The sequence below is a fragment of the Streptomyces sp. NPDC008121 genome, assembly GCF_042957155.1.
Classification (GTDB): Bacteria; Actinomycetota; Actinomycetes; order Streptomycetales; family Streptomycetaceae; genus Streptomyces.
Genome location: NZ_JBIBHT010000001.1, coordinates 1,147,703 through 1,165,995, shown reverse-complemented (window position 1 = coordinate 1,165,995; position 18,293 = coordinate 1,147,703). Strand labels below are relative to the sequence as shown.

Annotated in this window: 17 protein-coding genes and 1 tRNA gene; 12 read left to right on the top strand and 6 right to left on the bottom strand. The window is 72.9% G+C overall.

All coding sequences use genetic code 11. The annotated features are described in order from the left end of the window. Positions 1-123: 123 nt before the first annotated feature. The 8 genes from ACFZBD_RS04955 to ACFZBD_RS04920 all read left to right on the top strand — a co-directional run bounded on the left by ACFZBD_RS04955 (position 124) and on the right by ACFZBD_RS04920 (position 8,584). The gene (locus ACFZBD_RS04955) at positions 124-786 is read left to right on the top strand and encodes a class F sortase (RefSeq protein WP_391135392.1); all 663 of its coding nucleotides are present in this window, start codon (positions 124-126) and stop codon (positions 784-786) included. 206 nt (positions 787-992) lie between these two features. Continuing rightward, positions 993-2,174 (top strand): ROK family protein, encoded by a 1,182-nt coding sequence (locus tag ACFZBD_RS04950; RefSeq protein ID WP_391135389.1) that lies wholly within the window; start codon positions 993-995, stop codon positions 2,172-2,174. A gap of 166 nt (positions 2,175-2,340) precedes the next feature. Continuing rightward, the gene (locus tag ACFZBD_RS04945) at positions 2,341-3,882 is read left to right on the top strand and encodes an ATP-binding cassette domain-containing protein (RefSeq protein ID WP_391135386.1); all 1,542 of its coding nucleotides are present in this window, start codon (positions 2,341-2,343) and stop codon (positions 3,880-3,882) included. Then, entirely contained in the window at positions 3,879-4,883 is a 1,005-nt protein-coding gene (locus tag ACFZBD_RS04940) for an ABC transporter permease (RefSeq protein WP_391135383.1), read from the top strand. The genes ACFZBD_RS04945 and ACFZBD_RS04940 overlap by 4 nt, the downstream gene beginning before the upstream one ends. A gap of 80 nt (positions 4,884-4,963) precedes the next feature. Beyond that, positions 4,964-6,001, top strand: coding sequence for a substrate-binding domain-containing protein (locus ACFZBD_RS04935; RefSeq protein WP_391135380.1), 1,038 nt, complete (start codon positions 4,964-4,966; stop codon positions 5,999-6,001). 77 nt (positions 6,002-6,078) lie between these two features. Further along, positions 6,079-7,278 (top strand): Gfo/Idh/MocA family oxidoreductase, encoded by a 1,200-nt coding sequence (locus ACFZBD_RS04930; RefSeq protein ID WP_391135377.1) that lies wholly within the window; start codon positions 6,079-6,081, stop codon positions 7,276-7,278. A gap of 13 nt (positions 7,279-7,291) precedes the next feature. Beyond that, positions 7,292-8,296 carry a TIM barrel protein gene (locus tag ACFZBD_RS04925; protein WP_391135374.1) on the top strand — a complete coding sequence of 335 codons (1,005 nt, stop codon included), beginning with the start codon at positions 7,292-7,294 and terminating at the stop codon, positions 8,294-8,296. A 200-nt stretch (positions 8,297-8,496) separates the two neighbouring features. Next, a tRNA-Leu gene (locus ACFZBD_RS04920) sits at positions 8,497-8,584 on the top strand. A gap of 72 nt (positions 8,585-8,656) precedes the next feature. Here ACFZBD_RS04920 and ACFZBD_RS04915 read toward each other — a convergent pair. The 3 genes from ACFZBD_RS04915 to ACFZBD_RS04905 are packed head-to-tail and all read right to left on the bottom strand — an operon-like array spanning position 8,657 to position 10,321. After that, on the bottom strand, positions 8,657-9,367 hold the full coding sequence (locus tag ACFZBD_RS04915) for a methyltransferase domain-containing protein (RefSeq protein ID WP_391135371.1): 711 nt from the start codon (positions 9,365-9,367) through the stop codon (positions 8,657-8,659). Further along, on the bottom strand, positions 9,336-9,782 hold the full coding sequence (locus tag ACFZBD_RS04910) for a hypothetical protein (RefSeq protein WP_391135368.1): 447 nt from the start codon (positions 9,780-9,782) through the stop codon (positions 9,336-9,338). Before ACFZBD_RS04910 ends, ACFZBD_RS04915 begins: the two co-directional genes overlap by 32 nt. A gap of 5 nt (positions 9,783-9,787) precedes the next feature. Then, positions 9,788-10,321 (bottom strand): ATP-binding protein, encoded by a 534-nt coding sequence (locus tag ACFZBD_RS04905; protein WP_391135365.1) that lies wholly within the window; start codon positions 10,319-10,321, stop codon positions 9,788-9,790. Between the two features lie 210 nt (positions 10,322-10,531). Between ACFZBD_RS04905 and ACFZBD_RS04900 the strand changes: the two genes are divergently transcribed. The 3 genes from ACFZBD_RS04900 (at position 10,532) to ACFZBD_RS04890 (ending at position 12,517) form a co-directional block, all read left to right on the top strand. Further along, entirely contained in the window at positions 10,532-11,395 is an 864-nt protein-coding gene (locus ACFZBD_RS04900; protein ID WP_391135362.1) for a Scr1 family TA system antitoxin-like transcriptional regulator, read from the top strand. Then, complete coding sequence (locus tag ACFZBD_RS04895) at positions 11,396-11,632, top strand: DUF397 domain-containing protein (protein ID WP_137992288.1); 237 nt, start codon at positions 11,396-11,398, stop codon at positions 11,630-11,632. It begins immediately after the preceding gene. Between the two features lie 78 nt (positions 11,633-11,710). Then, positions 11,711-12,517 (top strand): SAM-dependent methyltransferase, encoded by an 807-nt coding sequence (locus ACFZBD_RS04890; RefSeq protein WP_391135359.1) that lies wholly within the window; start codon positions 11,711-11,713, stop codon positions 12,515-12,517. 78 nt (positions 12,518-12,595) lie between these two features. On the opposite strand, the gene ACFZBD_RS04885 is transcribed toward ACFZBD_RS04890, so the two are convergent. Next, entirely contained in the window at positions 12,596-14,542 is a 1,947-nt protein-coding gene (locus ACFZBD_RS04885) for a M64 family metallopeptidase (RefSeq protein WP_391135356.1), read from the bottom strand. 58 nt (positions 14,543-14,600) lie between these two features. Continuing rightward, positions 14,601-15,944, bottom strand: a complete 1,344-nt coding sequence (locus ACFZBD_RS04880) for a 6-phospho-beta-glucosidase (protein ID WP_391135353.1) — start codon at positions 15,942-15,944, stop codon at positions 14,601-14,603. Between the two features lie 17 nt (positions 15,945-15,961). On the opposite strand from ACFZBD_RS04880, the gene ACFZBD_RS04875 reads away from it, so the two are divergent. Further along, complete coding sequence (locus ACFZBD_RS04875) at positions 15,962-16,351, top strand: VOC family protein (RefSeq protein WP_391135350.1); 390 nt, start codon at positions 15,962-15,964, stop codon at positions 16,349-16,351. A 42-nt stretch (positions 16,352-16,393) separates the two neighbouring features. On the opposite strand, the gene ACFZBD_RS04870 is transcribed toward ACFZBD_RS04875, so the two are convergent. Then, complete coding sequence (locus ACFZBD_RS04870; RefSeq protein ID WP_391135347.1) at positions 16,394-18,190, bottom strand: FAD-dependent oxidoreductase; 1,797 nt, start codon at positions 18,188-18,190, stop codon at positions 16,394-16,396. Positions 18,191-18,293 lie beyond the last annotated feature (103 nt).

The window sequence follows — 18,293 nt, the reverse complement described above, 5'->3', positions numbered from 1 at the left end:
CCGCCCGGGGTGACGAGGCCCGCGGCGGAGGGGCGCCCCCTCCGCCGGTCCCGGAGCGGAGACCACCCGAGAAGCCAGAGCCGGAACACGGGCACGGAACACGGAACAGGGAAAAGAGCGGTCGTGCGGGGAATCAGCGGTCCGGCGCCGGGGGCGGGCCCGGGCACGCGCGGCGCCTGGGGCGTCGTGGTCGTCGTCCTGCTCGTCGGCGTCCATCTCGTACGGGCGGGCACGGCGGAGTACCGCGCCGGCGGCCCGCCCCGGCCCCTCCCCGCCGCGGCCCACGGCCACGTCGCGGCCGCCACCCCCGTACGGGCCCCGGCGCCCCTGCCCGCCTCGCCCCCCGAGCGGCTGCGCGTCCCCGCCGCCCGCATCGACGCGCCCGTCACGGACGTCGGCCTGGACGCCGGGCGGTGGATCGCGACCCCGCCGGCGTACGAGAAGAACCTCGTCGGCTGGTTCACCGGCTCCGTCACCCCGGGCGCACAGGGCACCGCCGTCCTCGTCGGCCATGTCGACACCCCGGACGGCAAGGCCGTCTTCTTCGAACTCGGCTCGCTCACCCGGGAGCGCAGGATCGAGATCACCCGCGCGGACGGCAGGACCGCCGTCTTCTCCGTGTACGGCGTCGAGACCGTCCCGAAGGAGAACTTCCCGGCCACCCGGATCTACCGCGCCACCGGACACCCCGAGCTGCGCCTGATCACCTGCGGCGGGAGCTTCTCCCCGGAGAAGGGGTACGACGGCAACGTCGTCGTCTCGGCCCGTCTGGTCGCCGTGCGCTGATCCGCACCGGGAGCCCGCTCGGCGGCAGACCGAAGCCTCGAGATCTCTCTTTGTCCTCAGTCGGGAAAAAGTCGTACCGGTTGCTGCGCAACTTCTTCCCACCCCAGGACGCCGCTGCTACGTTCCCCTCGAAAGCGCGACGCACAGCGCCGCGTACGGCGCGACGCACGCCGACGGTTTCGACTCGGGAGGGGCGCGTGAGACGCATGACGGCACGACCCGCCAACGCGCACCAGGCGCGACTGCTCCGGCTGCTGCGCGACGGAGGCCCCCACTCCCGCGCTCAGTTGGGCGACCGGGTCGACCTCTCCCGTTCCAAGCTCGCCGTCGAGGTGGACCGGCTCCTCGACACCGGCCTCGTCGTAGCCGACGGCCTCGCCGCCTCGCGCGGCGGACGCCGTTCGCACAACATCCGGCTCGCCCCCGGACTGCGCTTCCTCGGCATCGACATCGGCGCGACCTCGATCGACGTGGCCGTCACCAACGCCGAGTTGGAGGTCCTCGGGCACCTCAACCACCCGATGGACGTCCGCGAGGGCCCCGTCGCCGTCTTCGAGCAGGCCCTGGCGATGGCGGCGAAACTCCGCGCCTCGGGGCTCGCCGAGGGCTTCGACGGCGCCGGCATCGGCGTCCCCGGCCCCGTCCGCTTCCCCGAGGGCGTTCCGGTCGCGCCGCCGATCATGCCCGGCTGGGACGGTTTCCCCGTCCGGGAGGCGCTCAGCCAGGAACTCGGCTGCCCCGTCATGGTCGACAACGACGTGAACCTGATGGCGATGGGGGAGCAGCACGCGGGCGTCGCCCGGTCGGTCGCCGACTTCCTCTGCGTCAAGATCGGGACGGGCATCGGCTGCGGCATCGTCGTCGGCGGCCAGGTCCACCGCGGTACGACGGGCAGCGCGGGCGACATCGGGCACATCCAGGTCGAACCGGACGGCCGCCCGTGCGCGTGCGGCAACAAGGGCTGCCTGGAAGCGCACTTCAGCGGCGCCGCCCTCGCCCGCGACGCCGAGGAGGCGGCGCACGCGGGCAGGTCGGAGGAGCTCTCCGTCCGCCTTGCGGCCGCCGGCCGGCTCACCGCCGTGGACGTCGCCGCGGCGGCCGCGGCCGGAGACGCCACCGCGCTCGACCTCATCCGGGCGGGCGGCGACCGGGTGGGTCAGGTCATCGCCGGACTCGTCAGCTTCTTCAACCCCGGTCTGGTGGTGATCGGGGGCGGGGTCACCGGCATCGGTCACACCCTCCTCGCCAGCATCCGCACCCAGGTCTACCGCCGGTCCCTGCCCCTGGCCACCGGCAACCTCCCCATCGTGCTGGGCGAGCTGGGCCCCGCCGCCGGAGTGACCGGCGCGGCCCGCCTCATCAGCGACCACCTCTTCTCCCCGGCGTAGAACCGCCACCGGCGCCGCACCTGCCCGCCGCACCCGCCCGCCGTACCCCGTCACCTCGCGTACCTCGCGTATCCCGTCACCTCAGCCACCCCCGTACCTCCCGCCCGCACCCCGTCACCTCCCACCCGCTCAGGCGCAACCCGCGTCCGCCGAGGGGAACTTCGCCATGGCACCGCACCCGCCCTCACCGCCCCCGCCTCCACCACCGCTGCTCACCATGTCCGGCATCACCAAGTCCTTCCCCGGCGTCCGGGCCCTGGACGGCGTCGACCTGGAGGTCGCCGCCGGAGAGGTCCACTGCCTCCTCGGCCAGAACGGCGCGGGCAAGTCCACCCTCATCAAGGTCCTCGCCGGCGCCCACCAGCCCGACGGCGGACGGATCACCTGGCGCGGCGAACCCGTCCACCTCCGTTCTCCGGCCGCTGCCATGCGCCTGGGCATCGCCACCATCTACCAGGAACTCGACCTGGTCGAAGGGCTCTCCGTCGCCGAGAACGTCCACCTCGGCCACGAACCCACCACCGCCGGCTTCGTCGTCCGCGCCCGCGCCGCCCGCGCCACCGTCGCCGGGCTGCTGCGGCGGCTCGGCCACCCGGAGATCGACCCTGCCCGGCTCGTAGGCGAACTCTCCGCCGCCCAGCGGCAGATCGTCTCCATGGCCCGTGCGCTCTCCCATGACGTCCGGCTCATCGTGATGGACGAGCCGTCGGCCGCCCTCGACCCCGACGAGGTCGAGAACCTCTTCCGCATCGTCGCCGACCTCACCACCGAGGGCGTCGCCGTCGTCTACATCTCCCACCGCCTGGAGGAGATCCGCCGCATCGGCGACCGCGTCACCGTCCTCAAGGACGGCCGGGCCGTGGCCGGCGGTCTGCCCGCCGGATCCACCCCCACCCGGGAGGTCGTGGCGCTGATGACCGGCCGGAACGTCGAGTACGTCTTCCCCGCCCGACCGGCCGGGCCGCCGGCCGGCGCACCCGTCCTCCAGGTCCGGGGCCTCGCCCGCGCCGGCGAGTTCGCGCCCCTCGACCTCGACCTGCGGCCCGGCGAGATCGTGGGCCTCGCCGGACTCGTCGGCTCCGGCCGCTCCGAGATCCTGGAGACGATCTACGGCGCCCGCCGGCCCACCGCCGGCCGGGTCCTCGTCGACGGCCGTCCGCTGCGCCCGGGCAGCGTGCGCGCCGCCGTCCGCGCCGGGCTCGGCCTCGCCCCGGAGGAACGCAAGGCGCAGGGCCTGCTCCTGCTGGAGTCCGTCACCCGCAACGTCTCCGTCTCCTCGCTCGCCCGCTTCTCGCGCGCCGGCTGGATCGACCGCGCCGCCGAACGCTCCGCCGCCCGCACCGCCACCCGCGAGCTCTCCCTCAGGCCCGACAACCCCGACGCCCCGGTCCGCACCCTCTCCGGCGGAAACCAGCAGAAGGCCGTCCTGGCCCGATGGCTGCTGCGCGGCTGCCGGGTCCTGCTGCTCGACGAACCCACCCGGGGCGTCGACGTCGGAGCCCGCGCCGAGCTGTACGCCGTCATCCGCCGGCTCGCCGACGACGGTCTCGCCGTCCTCCTCGTGTCGAGCGAGGTGCCGGAGGTGCTCGGCCTCGCCGACCGGGTCCTCGTCCTGCGGGAGGGCCGGGTCGTCCACACGGCGCCCGCCGGTGACCTCGACGAACACCGCGTACTCGACCTCGTGATGGAAGGGAGCCCGACGGCATGACGCTGTCCACCGCCAAGACGCCCGTGCCCGCGCAGGAGGGCGCCGGCCGCGAGCCCGGCCTCCGGGCCGATGTCCGCACCCTCTCCCTGCTCGGGGTCCTCGCCGTACTGATCGCGGTCGGCGGCCTCACCAGGCCCGACGAGTTCCTCGCCACCTCCAACCTCCAACTCGTCCTCACCCAGGCCTCGGTGATCGGCGTCGTCACGGTCGGCATGACCTTCGTCATCACCAGCGGCGGCATCGACCTCTCGGTGGGCGCCATCGTCGCCCTCGCCTCCGTCTGGGCGACCACGCTCGCCACCCAGGAGTACGGTTTCGCCGGCATCCTCTTCACCGCCGTCGTCGTCGGCACCGGTTGCGGCCTGGTGAACGGTCTCCTCATCGCCTACGGCCGCCTGGTGCCGTTCATCGCCACCCTGGCGATGCTCGCCTCCGCCCGCGGCCTCGCCCTGCAGATCACCGACGGCCGCACCCAGATCGTCACCGTCGACTCCGTCCTCGACCTCGGCATCCCCGACGCCTACGTCCTCGGCGTCCCACCGCTGGTCCTCGTCTTCGCCGCGGTCACGGCCGCCGGGTGGCTGCTCCTCAACCGCACCACCTTCGGACGCCGCACGGTCGCCGTCGGGGGCAACGCCGAGGCCGCCCGCCTCGCCGGCATCGACGTCCGCCGCCAGCGGCTCTACCTCTACCTGCTCTCCGGGCTGTGCTGCGGCATCGCAGCCTTCCTCCTGATCGTCCTGTCCGGCTCGGGCCAGAACACCAACGGCAACCTCTACGAACTCGACGCCATCGCCGCCGCGATCATCGGCGGCACCCTGCTCACCGGCGGGCGCGGCACCATCGTCGGCTCCGTCCTCGGCGTCCTCGTCTTCACGACGATCACCAACATCTTCGCGCTCAACAATCTCCAGAGCGACGTCCAGCAGATCGCCAAGGGCGCGATCATCGTCGCCGCCGTCCTGGTCCAGCACCGCACCCTGCGCCACGGCGAACCCTGACCCACCGCCCCGGCCTCCCCGCCGCTGCCCCCGCACCCCGAACCCCGTATCCCCCCTCACCCCCGAAGGGATCCCTCGCCATGCCAGAAACCAGCCGCAGAGGACTGCTGTTCGGCACCGCCGCCGTCTCCGCCGGCGCCCTGCTCACCGCCTGCACCAGCAACGAGCCCAAGAGCCAGGCACCGGCCGCGAGCAACGCCCCCGCCGCCGACGACAAGCCCGGCACCCCCGTCACGATCGGCTTCGCCGGTCCCCAGGCCGACCACGGCTGGCTCAACGCCATCAACCAGAACGCCAAGAACCGGGCGAAGACGTACGCCGACGTCACCTTGGAGATCACCGAAGGCTCCAACGACACCGCCGCCCAGATCGGCCAGATCCAGACCCTGATCAACAAGAAGGTCGACGTCCTGGTCATCCTCCCCGCCGACGGCAAGGCGCTCACCCAGGTCGGCCTCCAGGCCATGAAGGCCGGCATCCCCGTCGTCAACCTGGACCGGGTCTTCGCCTCCCCGCAGGCGTACCGCTGCTGGATCGGCGGCGACAACTACGGCATGGGCCTCAACGCCGGCCGCTACATCGGTGAGAAGCTCAAGGGCAAGCCGGACGCCACCGTCATCGAACTGGCCGGCATGGACAGCCTGGAGCTGACCCGGCAGCGCACCCAGGGCTTCGACGACGCCCTCAAGAACTACCCCAACATCCGCAAGGTGGCGCGTCAGGCCGCCGACTTCACGGTCGAGTCCGGGCAGGCCAAGATGGCCCAGCTCCTCCAGGCGCAGAGCTCCTTCGACGCGCTCTGGAACCACGACGACGACCAGGGCGTGGGCGCGCTGCGCGCCATCGCCCAGGCCGGCCGCAAGGACTTCCTCATGGTCGGCGGCGCCGGCGCCAAGTCCGCCATGGACGCCATCAAGGCCGACGACAGCGTCCTCAAGGCGACCGTCCTCTACCCGCCGACCATGGCCGCCTCCGCCATCGACCTGGCCCGCGCCCTCGGCCAGAAGAAGGGCGTCGGGGGCCTGTCGGAGCTGGAGATCCCCGCCTCCCTCACCCTCTACTCCGCCGTCGTCACCAAGGACAACGTCGACGAGTACCTGCCCACCGGCTTCAACTGACCGGGCCCGCGCCGCACACCGACACCGCGCGCCGCACACCGCACGCCGTGCGGCGCACCACGAGACGGAGGAACCGTATGGAACAGCCGGAGAACGGGGCCGCGCCGCCGCCCCTCGGCGTCGGGATGGTCGGGTACGCCTTCATGGGAGCCGCCCACTCGCAGGGCTGGCGCACCGCGGGCCGCGCCTTCGACCTGCCGCTGCGCCCCGTCCTCGCCGCCGTCGCCGGCCGTGACGCGGCGGCCGTCCGGGCCGCCGCCGACCGGCACGGCTGGGCGGCGGCCGAGACCGACTGGCGGGCCCTCGTCGCCCGCGACGACGTGCAGCTCGTGGACGTGTGCACCCCGGGCGACAGCCACGCGGAGATCGCCGTCGCCGCCCTGGAGGCGGGCAAGCACGTCCTGTGCGAGAAGCCGCTCGCCAACTCGGTCGCCGAGGCCGAGGCCATGGTGGCCGCCGCCGACGCGGCGGCCGCCCGCGGCCAGGTCGCCATGGTCGGCTTCAACTACCGCCGGGTGCCCGCCCTGTCGTACGCCCGCCGGCTGATCGCGGACGGCAGGCTCGGCGCGCTGCGGCACGTACGGGTCACCTATCTCCAGGACTGGCTGGTCGACCCCGCCTTCCCGCTGACCTGGCGCCTGGAGCGGGAGCACGCGGGCTCGGGGGCGCTGGGGGACCTCGGGGCGCACGCCGTCGACCTCGCGCAGTACCTGGCGGGGGAGCCGCTGGTGGGGGTGTCGGCGCTCACCGAGACCTTCGTCCGGGAACGCCCCCTGCCCGCCGTGGCGGCGGCCGGTCTGTCCCGGGGCCCCGGCGCCGGCGCGTACGGCGCGGTGACGGTGGACGACGCGGCGCTGTTCACCGGGCGGCTCGCCTCCGGAGCGCTCGCCTCCTTCGAGGCGACCCGGGTGGCGGCGGGCCGGAAGAACGCCCTGCGCCTGGAGATCAACGGGGAGAAGGGATCCCTCGCCTTCGACCTGGAGCGGCTCAACGAACTGTCCTTCCACGACCACACCGAGCCGGCAGGCACCGCCGGCTTCCGCCGCATCCTCGTGACCGAGCCCGGCCACCCGTACCTGGAGGGCTGGTGGCCGCCCGGACACGTACTCGGCTACGAACACACCTTCGTCCACCAGGCCCGCGACCTGGTCCTCGCCATCGCCTCCGGCGCCTCCCCGGCCCCGTCCTTCGCCGACGGGCTCCAGGTCCAGCGGGTCCTGGCCGCCGTGGAGGAGAGCGCGGGCAAGAACGCCGTCTACACCCCCGTACCGACGTAAAGGAGGCCGTGCCGTGCCCCGTCCCTTCACCCTCTTCACCGGCCAGTGGGCCGATCTGCCCCTGGAGGAGGTCTGCCGGCTCGCCCGCGACTTCGGCTACGACGGCCTCGAACTCGCCTGCTGGGGCGACCACTTCGAGGTCGACAAGGCGCTCGCCGACCCGTCGTACGTCAAGGGGCGGCGCGCGCTCCTGGAGAAGTACGGGCTGACGTGCTGGGCCGTCTCGAACCATCTGGTCGGCCAGGCCGTCTGCGACCACCCGATCGACGAACGGCACCAGGCGATCGTCCCCGCCCGGATCTGGGGGGACGGCGAACCGGAAGGGGTACGGCGCCGGGCCGCCCGCGAACTCGCCGACACCGCGCGGGCCGCGGCGGCCCTGGGCGTCGACACCGTCGTCGGCTTCACCGGCTCGTCGATCTGGCACCTGGTCGCGATGTTCCCCCCGGTCCCGGAACGGATGATCGAGCGCGGCTTCGAGGACTTCGCGGACCGCTGGAACCCCATCCTGGACGTCTTCGACGCCGAGGGCGTCCGCTTCGCGCACGAGGTCCACCCCAGCGAGATCGCGTACGACTACTGGACCACCCAGCGCGCCCTGGAGGCGGTCGACCGCCGTCCGGCGTTCGGCCTGAACTTCGACCCGAGCCATTTCGTCTGGCAGGACCTGGATCCGGTCGGGTTCCTCTGGGACTTCCGCGACCGGATCTACCACGTCGACTGCAAGGAGGCCCGGCGCCGGCTCGACGGCCGCAACGGCCGGCTCGGCTCGCACCTGCCTTGGGGCGATCCACGGCGCGGCTGGGACTTCGTCTCCGCCGGGCACGGCGACGTGCCGTGGGAGGACGTCTTCCGCATGCTCCGCTCGATCGGCTACGCCGGTCCGATCTCGGTGGAGTGGGAGGACGCCGGCATGGACCGGCTGACCGGCGCCCCCGAGGCCCTCTCGGTCCTCAGGCGATACGACTTCGATCCCCCGTCCGCCTCTTTCGACGCGGCCTTCGGCGGCGAGCGCTGACTCCGCCGTCCGCGAGGGCGCTACGCCGCGTACGTGCCCCGTGACGGCTCGTACAAGCACCGCCCCATCCGCCGCCCGGGCGGGGGCCTGCGGGCCCCCGCACGTCACTGACCACGGGAAATGCCGGTGAAACGCACCCCGAACCCCTGGTAGAGTTATCCATGTCGCCGCGGGGAACACCCCGGAGCGACAGACACCTGGTCCGGGTGGCGGAATGGCAGACGCGCTAGCTTGAGGTGCTAGTGCCCTTTATCGGGCGTGGGGGTTCAAGTCCCCCCTCGGACACCACACGAAAGTGCCGGTTGAGATCACTCTCGACCGGCACTTTTCGTTGCCCGGAAGGCTCCGTGGTTCCAGCACCTAGGCCCGGCGGGCCACCACCAGGCGGCAGTGCGGGCTCCCGTCCGGCCGGCGGCCCAGGGACTCCATCGGCAGCAGGTCCACCGAGAAGCCCGTCCGCTCCAGGTTCGCGCGGACGTCCGCCAGGCGGAACGTGCGGTAGTACATGACGAACGGCGGCCGCCGCACCGCGTTGCGCACCCGCATCACCCCGTCGAAGCCGAGCAGCGTCCAGTACGGCAGCGAGCCGACGCGCGGCGGGGCCGGCAGCGGGAAGGCGAACGTGCCGCCCGGCCGGAGGGCCGCGTGGACCTGGGCGAAGAGCGGCCGCTGCTCGCGGGGGAGGAAGTGACCGAAGGCGCCGAAGCTGACCGCCAGGTCGAAGGCCCCGGCGAACGGCAGCGCCAGCGCGTTCGCGCGCACCAGGGCCGCCTCCGGATGGGCGCGGCGGGCCTCGGCCAGCATCCCCGCGCTGAAGTCGACCCCGGTGATCCCCTTCGCGCACACCGACCCGAGGACGGAGAGGCCGGCGCCCGTGCCGCAGCACACGTCGAGGCCGGTCCCGAAGGGGCCCAGGGGTCGGAGCGTGTCGCTCACCGCGGCCAGCAGCCGGTCCGAGGTGCGGAACGGAGTCTCGTCGAAGGACGTCGCCAGCAGGTCGTAGCCGCGCTCCACCGAGGAGAGCGCCTGCACCATCAGCTCACGGGCTGTCGGGCCCTGGGGGGAGAACATGTGCCGACACTACGCCGTCGGCCGGCCCGCCCGGCGGCGGCCAGGAGGGCGCGGTGCCCGTCAGCTGGCAGGCGAGCAGATAGAGGGGGATCGGCGGGGTGTACGGCGAGGTGCCGTCGGGATGGTGGATCAGCCGCGGACCGCGGTCGGGGATCTCGGCGCCCGGGGCGTAACAGGCCGGCATCGGCCACCGGAGATCCAGGTCGGAACCGGCCGGCACCAGCCACCACCACCAGTCGGTGTCCGCGTACACACAGCCCTTCGCGGGCAGCCGGGAGAGCACCCGGAAACCGTAGCGGGCCGGGACGCCCACGGCGTCGCAGCCCAGCGTCGTACGCAGCTGCGGGGGAACCACCAACCGGGTCGAACCGGCGTCCGGGGAGCGGCGGGCTCGCGGCGTCAGCAGCGTCGCCATCGACCTCAGCACGGCTGCCCCGTGCCGTGGGCCAGCTCCGCCCAGACGATTCTGGCCGTCCCGTGCCCGGTGCTGTCCGCGCCCCACGCGTTGCACAGGGCGTCCACCAGGACGAGCCCCCGGCCGCGCTCCTCCTCGCCGCAGTCGCGTATCCGCGGATCGGCGGCCCCGCCCTCGTCCCGTACCGCTATGCGCAACCGCGCCTCGCCCTCGCGCAGTTCGCAGACGACCCGGCTGCTCGCGGTGTGCACGACGGCGTTGGTGACCAGCTCGGAGACGATGAGCGTGACCGTGTCGCGTATCTCCGGATCGCAGCCCCAGAGGATGAGGCGCTCTTCCGCCAGTCTGCGGGCGCGTGCCACGGCCACGGTGCGGGCAGGAAGCTCGAAGGCGAAACGGCGGATGTCGTGCGAGCCCGAGGAGCCCAGGGGAGGGGTGGCCGTGTGCGAGGCGTCCGTGCGAGGGGTGTCGGTCCGTGGGCGCTGGGTCGTGACGCGGGGGCGCAGAAGGCCTGAGGGGAGCGCGTTACCAGAAGCCACGACCGGTTCCTCACAACAGTGGGTAAGCAGTGCCGTACGTCGCCCCCACCGTGGCGGCGCGCGGCAGCAGCGCGTACTGGTTCACCGGAACACTCTGCTCCCGAAGCGGACACTTGGCAAGTGGCACTCTGAAAATTGCAGAGTGCTGTGTTCTCTCTGGCCGTCTTCATGGCACACTCGGTCCCAACAGCGCGTCGGGGAGGTCTGAGAGTGAGCGAGCCGCGGTCCGCCCCCACGGTGGGACAGGTCGTTCTCGGCAAGCGACTGCAGGACCTGCGCGAGCGGGCCGGCCTGAAGCGGGAAGAGGCGGCCAAGGTCCTCCGGGTCGCCCCGGCCACCATCCGGCGGATGGAGACCGCGGAAGTCGCGCTGAAGATCCCGTACGTCCAGCTGCTGCTGAAGGCGTACGGCATCACGGAATCCGAGGCGGAGGGGTTCATCGCCCTCGCCGAGGAGGCCAATCTCCCCGGCTGGTGGCAGCGGTTCCACGACGTGCTGCCCGGCTGGTTCTCCATGTACGTCAGCCTGGAAGGGGCCGCGAGCCTCATCCGGGCCTATGAACCACAGTTCATCCCCGGTCTGCTCCAGACCGAGTCGTACGCCCGTGCCATTCTGCGCAGCGGGGCGGTGGGCGGCAGCAATGCCGAGGACATCGAACGTCACGTGGCCCTGAGGATGGAGCGGCAGTCCCTGTTGACCAGGGACGACGCCCCGAAGTTCTGGGTCATCATGGACGAGACGGTGCTCCGCCGACCGGTCGGCGACGGGCCCCAGGTGATGCGCGACCAGCTCGACCGGCTGCTCGAAGCGTCCGAGCTGCCGAACGTCACCCTGCAGATCGCGGAGTTCGCGTCCGGCCACCACCCCGGCACCTACGGACCGTTCGTCCTCTTCCGCTTCGCCATGCCCGAACTCCCGGACATGGTCTACAGCGAGTACCTGACCGGCGCGGTCTATCTCGATGCGCGCCCGGAGGTGGCTTCCCATCTCGAGGTCATGGACCGCATGGCGGCCCAGGCCGCGACTGCACAACGTACGAAGGAGATCCTCCGGGATCTCCGCGAGGAGCTGTGAATGGATCGCATATACAACGGCATGCCCGCCGCGGATCTCGGTGCCGAGGGATGGCACAAGCCGTGGAGCGGCGGGAACGGGGGCAACTGCGTGGAGGCCATGAAGCTGGCCGACGGCAGAGTCGCCGTGCGACAGTCCGCAGACCCTGAGGGACCCGCGCTCATCTACACGCACGGAGAGATCGCTGCCTTCATTCAGGGGGCGAAATCAGGTCAAGCCGACTTTCTGTTGACCTGACCCCTTCCATCACACCCCTACCGTCGCGTAACTCTTGCTCCACTGACCACAGTTCCTCTCCGCCGACCAGGAGCGCCGATGACCCAGGACCCCGCAGCCGTACGGATCGACACGAGCAAGCCGCATCCGGCGCGGATGTACGACTGGTTCCTGGGCGGCAAGGACAACTACCCGGTCGACGAGGAGATGGCCCGCCAGCTCCTCACCGTCGACGCCCGCGGCCGGGACATGGCCCGGGTCAACCGGGCCTTCATGCACCGCGCCATCCGCTGGCTCGGCGCCGAAGGCGTCCGCCAGTACCTGGACATCGGGACCGGCATCCCGACCGAGCCCAACCTGCACCAGATCGCCCAGGAGGTCGCGCCGGAGTCCCGGATCGTCTACTGCGACAACGACCCGATCGTCCTCGCCCACGCGGCCGCGTTGCTGCGCTCGACGCCCGAAGGGGCCACCGAGTACATCCAGGCGGACGCCCGGGAGCCCGAGGTCATCCTCGAAAGGGCCGGAAAGGTCCTTGATTTCGACCAGCCCATCGCCCTGTCGATGCTGGCCCTGCTGCACTTCGTCGGGGACGAGGACGGCGCCTACGACCTCGTCGGCAAGATCGTCGAGAAGCTGGCCCCGGGCAGCTATCTCGTCCTCTCCCATGTCACCGGCGACTTCGACCCCGAGGGCGCGGCGAGAGCCGTCGGGATGTACAAGGCGCGGGGGCTGACCCTGCGGCCGCGCTCGCGCGACGAACTGGCCGCGTTCTTCGACGGGATGGAGCTGGTCGAGCCCGGCGTCTCCCTGACCGCCGCATGGCACCCGGAGCTGGGCGAGCCGGTCCCCGTGCTCGGGGACGACCCGATCCCGGGCTGGGCCGGCGTCGCCCGCAAGCTCTGACCGTACGCCGGGCCGAAGCCCGCGGGCCGTAACGGCCCGCGGGCTTCGGCGTATGGGCGATTCCGGGCGGCGGCGCCGTCAGCCCTGTCCGCCGCCCGGCTGCACCAGGGTGACGAGGAACGTCCGCGCCGGTGCGATGTTCCCCGCCGCGTCGATCGTGCGGTACTCCACCCTGTGCGTGCCGTAGTCGTGCGTCGCGTCGTCCCACGGCACCGCCCGGCTCCGGCCGAGCTTGCCGTAGACGAGACCGTCGACGACGGTACCGCCGGGTGAGAAGCGGAACGGCCCGTCGGCGTCCGTCGGCCAGCCGTAGTACGTGTACCAGCCGTCGCCGTCCACCCGGAACTGGCTGACCACCGCGCCCTGCCGGTCGTCGCGGGCGGACAGACCCATCGTGAACTCCCCGTCGTAGACGTACTCCACCGGCCGGCCGGGGCGACGCACCGTGCGCAGCGGGGGCGAGAGCGCGTACGACGCGGTGGCGGGACGGGCGTCCACCGTCCACCGCAACGCGGCGGGCGTGCCGGGGATGCGGGCCGTCAGCGTGTGCGTCCCGGGGGAGAGCCGCAGCGCTCCCAGGTCGAGATCGCGGTCGTTGCCCGGGGTGGCGACGGGCCGCCCGTCGAGGGCCCATCGCACGGCGGGGGTGCGGTGCGCCGGACGGGTCGTGTCGGCGTGGACCACCGACCGCGCCCCGACCGGGGAGGCCGTCGGGGTATGTCCGGTGAACGCGGGCTTCGTGGCGTCCCGGGGCGTGGTGAGCGCGGTGTCCACGGTCCAGCCGACGCTCCGGGTCAGGGCGGCCGACGCCCGGATCGCGGGGTCGCGGACGAACGGGGTCGGGTCGCTCACCGTCGCCGTCAGCGCGTGCGTCCCCGGAGCCAGGCGGAGCGCGCGCAGGTCCAGCGAGCGGGCGCCGCCGGTGCGCAGGGGCCGCCCGTCCAGCCGCCACACCACGTCGAGGGCGCCCCCCACCGGGTGCAGGGTCTCCACCCACACCGTCCGGTCGTCCCCGAGCGGCGCGGTGTTCGGCGTGTGGTCCTGGATCAGGTTCACCTTCGCCGAGATCGCCTGGACCATCACCTCCCGCTCCACCTGGTCGAAGGCGTAGCCGAGCGTCTTCATCAGGGAATGCCTGCTCGGCCGGCCGACCCCCTGGGTGGTGTAGAGGCCGCCTTCGTACCGGCCGACGATCCCGCCCGACTCGCTCTCCTCGCCCAGCCAGCGCCACCACTTGGCGCGCTTCTCCCGCATCTCCCGCTCGGTCAGCAGGGTGTGGTGCGCCGAGGCGGGCTCCGGACCGGAGTAGGCGCCGCCGGGGACGCCCCGGGCGTAGTAGTCGTACTCGTCCTGGAGGCCGCCGAGCGAATGGCCGATCTCGTGCGGTGTGATGAGGGAGGAGAGGGCGTTGCCGCCCGACGCGGTGGCGTAGCTGCCGCCCGCGCCGCCATAGGTGTCGCTGTTCGCGAGCGCCACGATCTGCCGGTTGGCGGCGCTGGTGCCGGGGACGAGATCGGCGAGCGCGGCGGCCCGGCCGCTGTCGACCGTCAGGAGCCGCTGGACGCTCCCCGGGTCGCAGCCGCCCCAGAAGCCCATGTCCAGCGGGGTGTCCCGGGCCGGTGCGTCGAGGCCCGGGTCGCAGTCGACGCCGGACTCGGGCGAAGGGACCTCCACCGCCCAGACGTTGACGTACGAGCGGTAGGAGGCGAAGGGTTCGATGCTCCACAGGACGCTCAGGTGCTTGTCGACGTCCGCCCGGAACTCGCCCTTCTCCTCCGCCGTGTAGCCGTCGCCCATGACCACCAGGTTGAACCGCTCGGCGGCCGGACCGGTGCTCTGGACGGGGACGACGGTGGCCCCCGCCGTGACGGAGTGCGCGGCGGAACCGAGAGCGGGGGAGCCGGGGCGCGGGGCGGGGGCCGGTTCGGCGACGGCCGGTCCCGCCGCCACCAGCGCGGTGGTCAGCAGACCGGCCGCTCCGAGGACGGCCGCCGCCCTGCGCAGACGTGTGCCAGGAAAGGTCATGGGGCGCGAGCGTATGCCGTGCCCCCGGGGGCGTAAAGACGTTCGTCGGCCGTACGGATCAGCGCCGGAGGTAGGCGAGTCCGGCGTGCTCGGCGGTGTATCCGTCGACCAGCCGACGCGCCACGGACACCGAGTCGACCAGCGGATGCAGCGCGAACGCCTTGACCGCGGTCCCCCTCGACCCGCTCTCCGCCGCGGCGAGCACCTCGCGTTCGACCGCCTTGACCGCCGTCACCAGGCCCACCGCGTGGTACGGCAGCGGGGAGACGGAGACCGGATGGGCGCCGGCCGCGTCCACGAAGCAGGGGACCTCGACGACGGCGTCCGCGTCCAGCACCGACAGGGTCGTGCGGTTGCGGACGTTGAGGATCAGCGTGGCCCGCTCGTTGCGGGCGATGGCCCGCATCAGGGCCAGCGCCACCTTCTCGTAGCCTCCCGACTCCAGATCGTCCTCGTCGCGCTCGCCGACGCCCGCCGCCTCCCGGTTGGCCGCCATGTAGGTCGCCTCGCGGTCGGCGAGGGTACGCCGCCAGGTCGCCAGGGCGGGCGTGTCCGGCTTGCCCATCTCCTCGTAGAAACCGGCCTGTTGCTCGCGGAGGTATGCGCCGCGGGTCCTCTCCGCCTGCCGGTAGGCGCGGACCGCCTCGCGGTTGAAGTAGTAGTAGTGCAGGTACTCGTTGGGGATCGCGCCCAGCGTGCGCAGCCACTCCGGGCCGAACAGCCGGCCCTCCTCGAAGGAGCCGAGGGCCTCTTCGTCGGCGAGCAGCCGGGGCAGGACGTCGTGGCCGCCGACGCGCAGGCCGCGCAGCCAGCCGAGGTGGTTGAGGCCGGCGTAGTCGATCCAGGCCTCGTCCGGGTCGGCGCCGAGGACGCGGGCCACCCGGCGGCCGAGGCCCACGGGGGAGTCGCAGATGCCGATCACCCGGTCGCCGAGGATCCGGGACATCGCCTCGGTGACCAGCCCGGCCGGGTTGGTGAAGTTGATGACCCAGGCGTCGGGGGCCAGTTCGGCGACGCGCCGCGCGATGTGCGAGGCGACCGGTACGGTCCGCAGCCCGTACGCGATCCCGCCCGCGCCGACCGTCTCCTGGCCGAGGACCCCCTCGGCGAGCGCGATCCGCTCGTCGGCGGCCCGCCCCTCAAGGCCGCCGACCCGGATCGCCGAGAAGACGAAGTCGGCCCCGCGCAGCGCCTCGTCGAGATCGGTGGTCGCGGTGACCTCGGGGGCGTCCGGCACCCCGGCCCCCTGCTCGGCGAGGACCCGGGCGACGGCCGAGAGCCGGCCGGCGTCGAGGTCGTACAGCGTCACGCGGTCGACCCGGCCCTCCGCGTGGTCCCCGAGCAGGGCGCCGTACACGAGCGGCACCCGGAATCCGCCGCCTCCGAGAATCGTCAGTTTCATGGTCGTACGCTACTCGGATGCATGTACTGAGCAGCAGGATTCTGCTTCGTCCGGCCGATCCCGAGCGGTCCCGCCGCTTCTACGGCGAGACGCTCGGGCTTGCGGTGTACCGCGAGTTCGGCACCGGCCCCGAGCGGGGGACGGTCTACTTCCTCGGCGGCGGGTTCCTGGAGGTGTCCGGCCGGGCCGCCGCCGCACCGACACAACCGCCCGAGCTGCGGCTCTGGATGCAGGTCGCCGATGTGCGCGCGGTCCGCGAGGAGCTGCGGGGCAAGGACGTGGAGGTGCTGCGGGAGCCGGTGACCGAACCCTGGGGCCTGGTCGAGATGTGGCTCGCGGACCCCGACGGGGTCCGGATCGCCGTCGTGGAGGTGCCCGAGGAGCATCCGCTGCGCTACCGGCCCTGAGGCGGGGCGCACGGGGCTCGCGGCTCCCCGGGCCGGGCGGGATCAGCCCACGTCGAGGGCGTTGCGCAGGCCCAGTCGGTAGCGCAGCCGGTCGTGGCGCTTGAGACCCTCCAGCTCCGGGGCGCGGAAGAGCGGCTTCACCGCGCACCGGGCGGCGGGGGAGTGCGTACGGTCCAGCAGGGCGTTGACGGCCTGGCGGGCCGAGGCGTTCGCACCTTCCATCGTGGCCAGGTCGATGTCCACGGCCACGTAGTCGCCGGCCAGATAGAAGTTCGGGACCGCCGTCGCCGCCCGCGGGCGGTTGTGGAAGGTGCCGACCGGGTGGATCAGGAGCTGGTCCTCGTTGGTCGGGTTCGGGGTGCCGAGGCCGTCGACGCCGGGGTCGAGGAACCAGGAGTGCAGGGCGCCGTCCTTCAGGACCGTACGGCCGGTGTCGTTGAAGGCGGCCTTCAGCTGCGCCCACACCTCCCGGGCGACCTCGGCGCGGGTGCACTGCTTGGCGGTCCTGCCGTAGAGGATGCCCGGCCGGTCCCACTCCGAGATGTCCACCGAGAGGCAGTCGACGACGGCCCCGTCGCCGTAGTCGGCCGGGAAGTGCCGGGACGGCCAGTGGCCGGCCTGCTGGATCGAGGTCAGGGACCAGGGCGAGTCGATGAGGTTGGCGTGGCCGGCGAGCAGCGGGGCGCGTTCGGTCAGATAGAACTGGATGCCCGTCATCCAGTCGGTCTCCAGCCGGTCGCACCGCGCCAGCTGCGGGTCCGCGGCGCGCAGGGCGGCGCCCCAGGTCCGCCGGGCGTGTTCCACCGGCATCGCGGAGATGTAGTGGTCGGCGGTCACCTGTCGGCGGGCCCCCTGCGGGTCCTCGATCACCGCGGCGGAGATCCGCCCGGCCCCGGCGTCGTACGCCATCTCCCGTACGGTCCAGCCGACGCGGAACTCCACGCCGAGCGAGGTCAGATGGGCGACCCACGGGTCGATCCAGGCCTCGTTCGTGGGCAGGTTCAGGATCCGGTCGAGGGGTCCGTCGGCGCCGCGTCCCAGGGCGTTGAAGGCGAAGGCCTCCAGGAGGGTGGCGACCGTGCGGGTGCTGGCCTCCTCGGCCTTGGTCGCCACGATGTTGCGGGTCAGTCCGACGGCCAGGATGCGCTGGTAGTCGTAGCTCATCCGCTCGGCGCGCAGGAACTCCCACCAGGGGGTCCGCTCCCACGCCTGGTCGCGGCGCTCGTCGCAGCTGGTGAGGAAGACGAGGAAGCGGTTGACGAAGTACGCCGCCTCGTGGAGCGGGATGGAACTCGCGGTCTCCAGGAGCGCGGTGAGCGCGCGGCGGATCTCGTCGAGGGTCAGCTCGGCCGGCCGGTGGCCCGGCCAGGGGAGCGGGATGCGCAGGTCCTCGCGGCCGGTGCGGGCGAAGGCCATCTCGGCGGGGGCGACGAGGTTGTCCCAGACGCCGTGGGGGTTGCCGGGGAAGGGGATGCGCCGCATCGTGTCCGGCAGGTTGTGGTAGATGCCCGGGATGAAGCGGAAGCCGTGTTCGGCGGGGAGCGGCCGCCGGCCGCCGCGCGCGCTGTCGGGGACGTCCATGGAGCGGGCCTTGCCGCCCAGCGCCCGGCGTTCGTAGACGGTGACACGGAAGCCGCGCTCGGCCAGTTCGTGGGCGGCGGTGAGGCCCGCGACCCCGCCGCCGAGGACGGCGACGGAGGCCGGTGCCCGCGTGCCCGACCGGGTCGCCGCTGTCTGCGCCCGCGCCTCTGCGGCCGGTACGGCGCCGAGCGCGACCCCGCCGGTGACGGCGGCCGCCCCCGCGACGAAGGTCCGACGTGAACGTGACCCACGCTCCATGCCCCAACCCCTTTACCGGTGGTAACCCTGATGTCCGGCGCAGGAGCATACGGGCGCCCGTCGGCCCCCGGAAGCGTCGCGCGGGCCCGCCCGTACACATGGC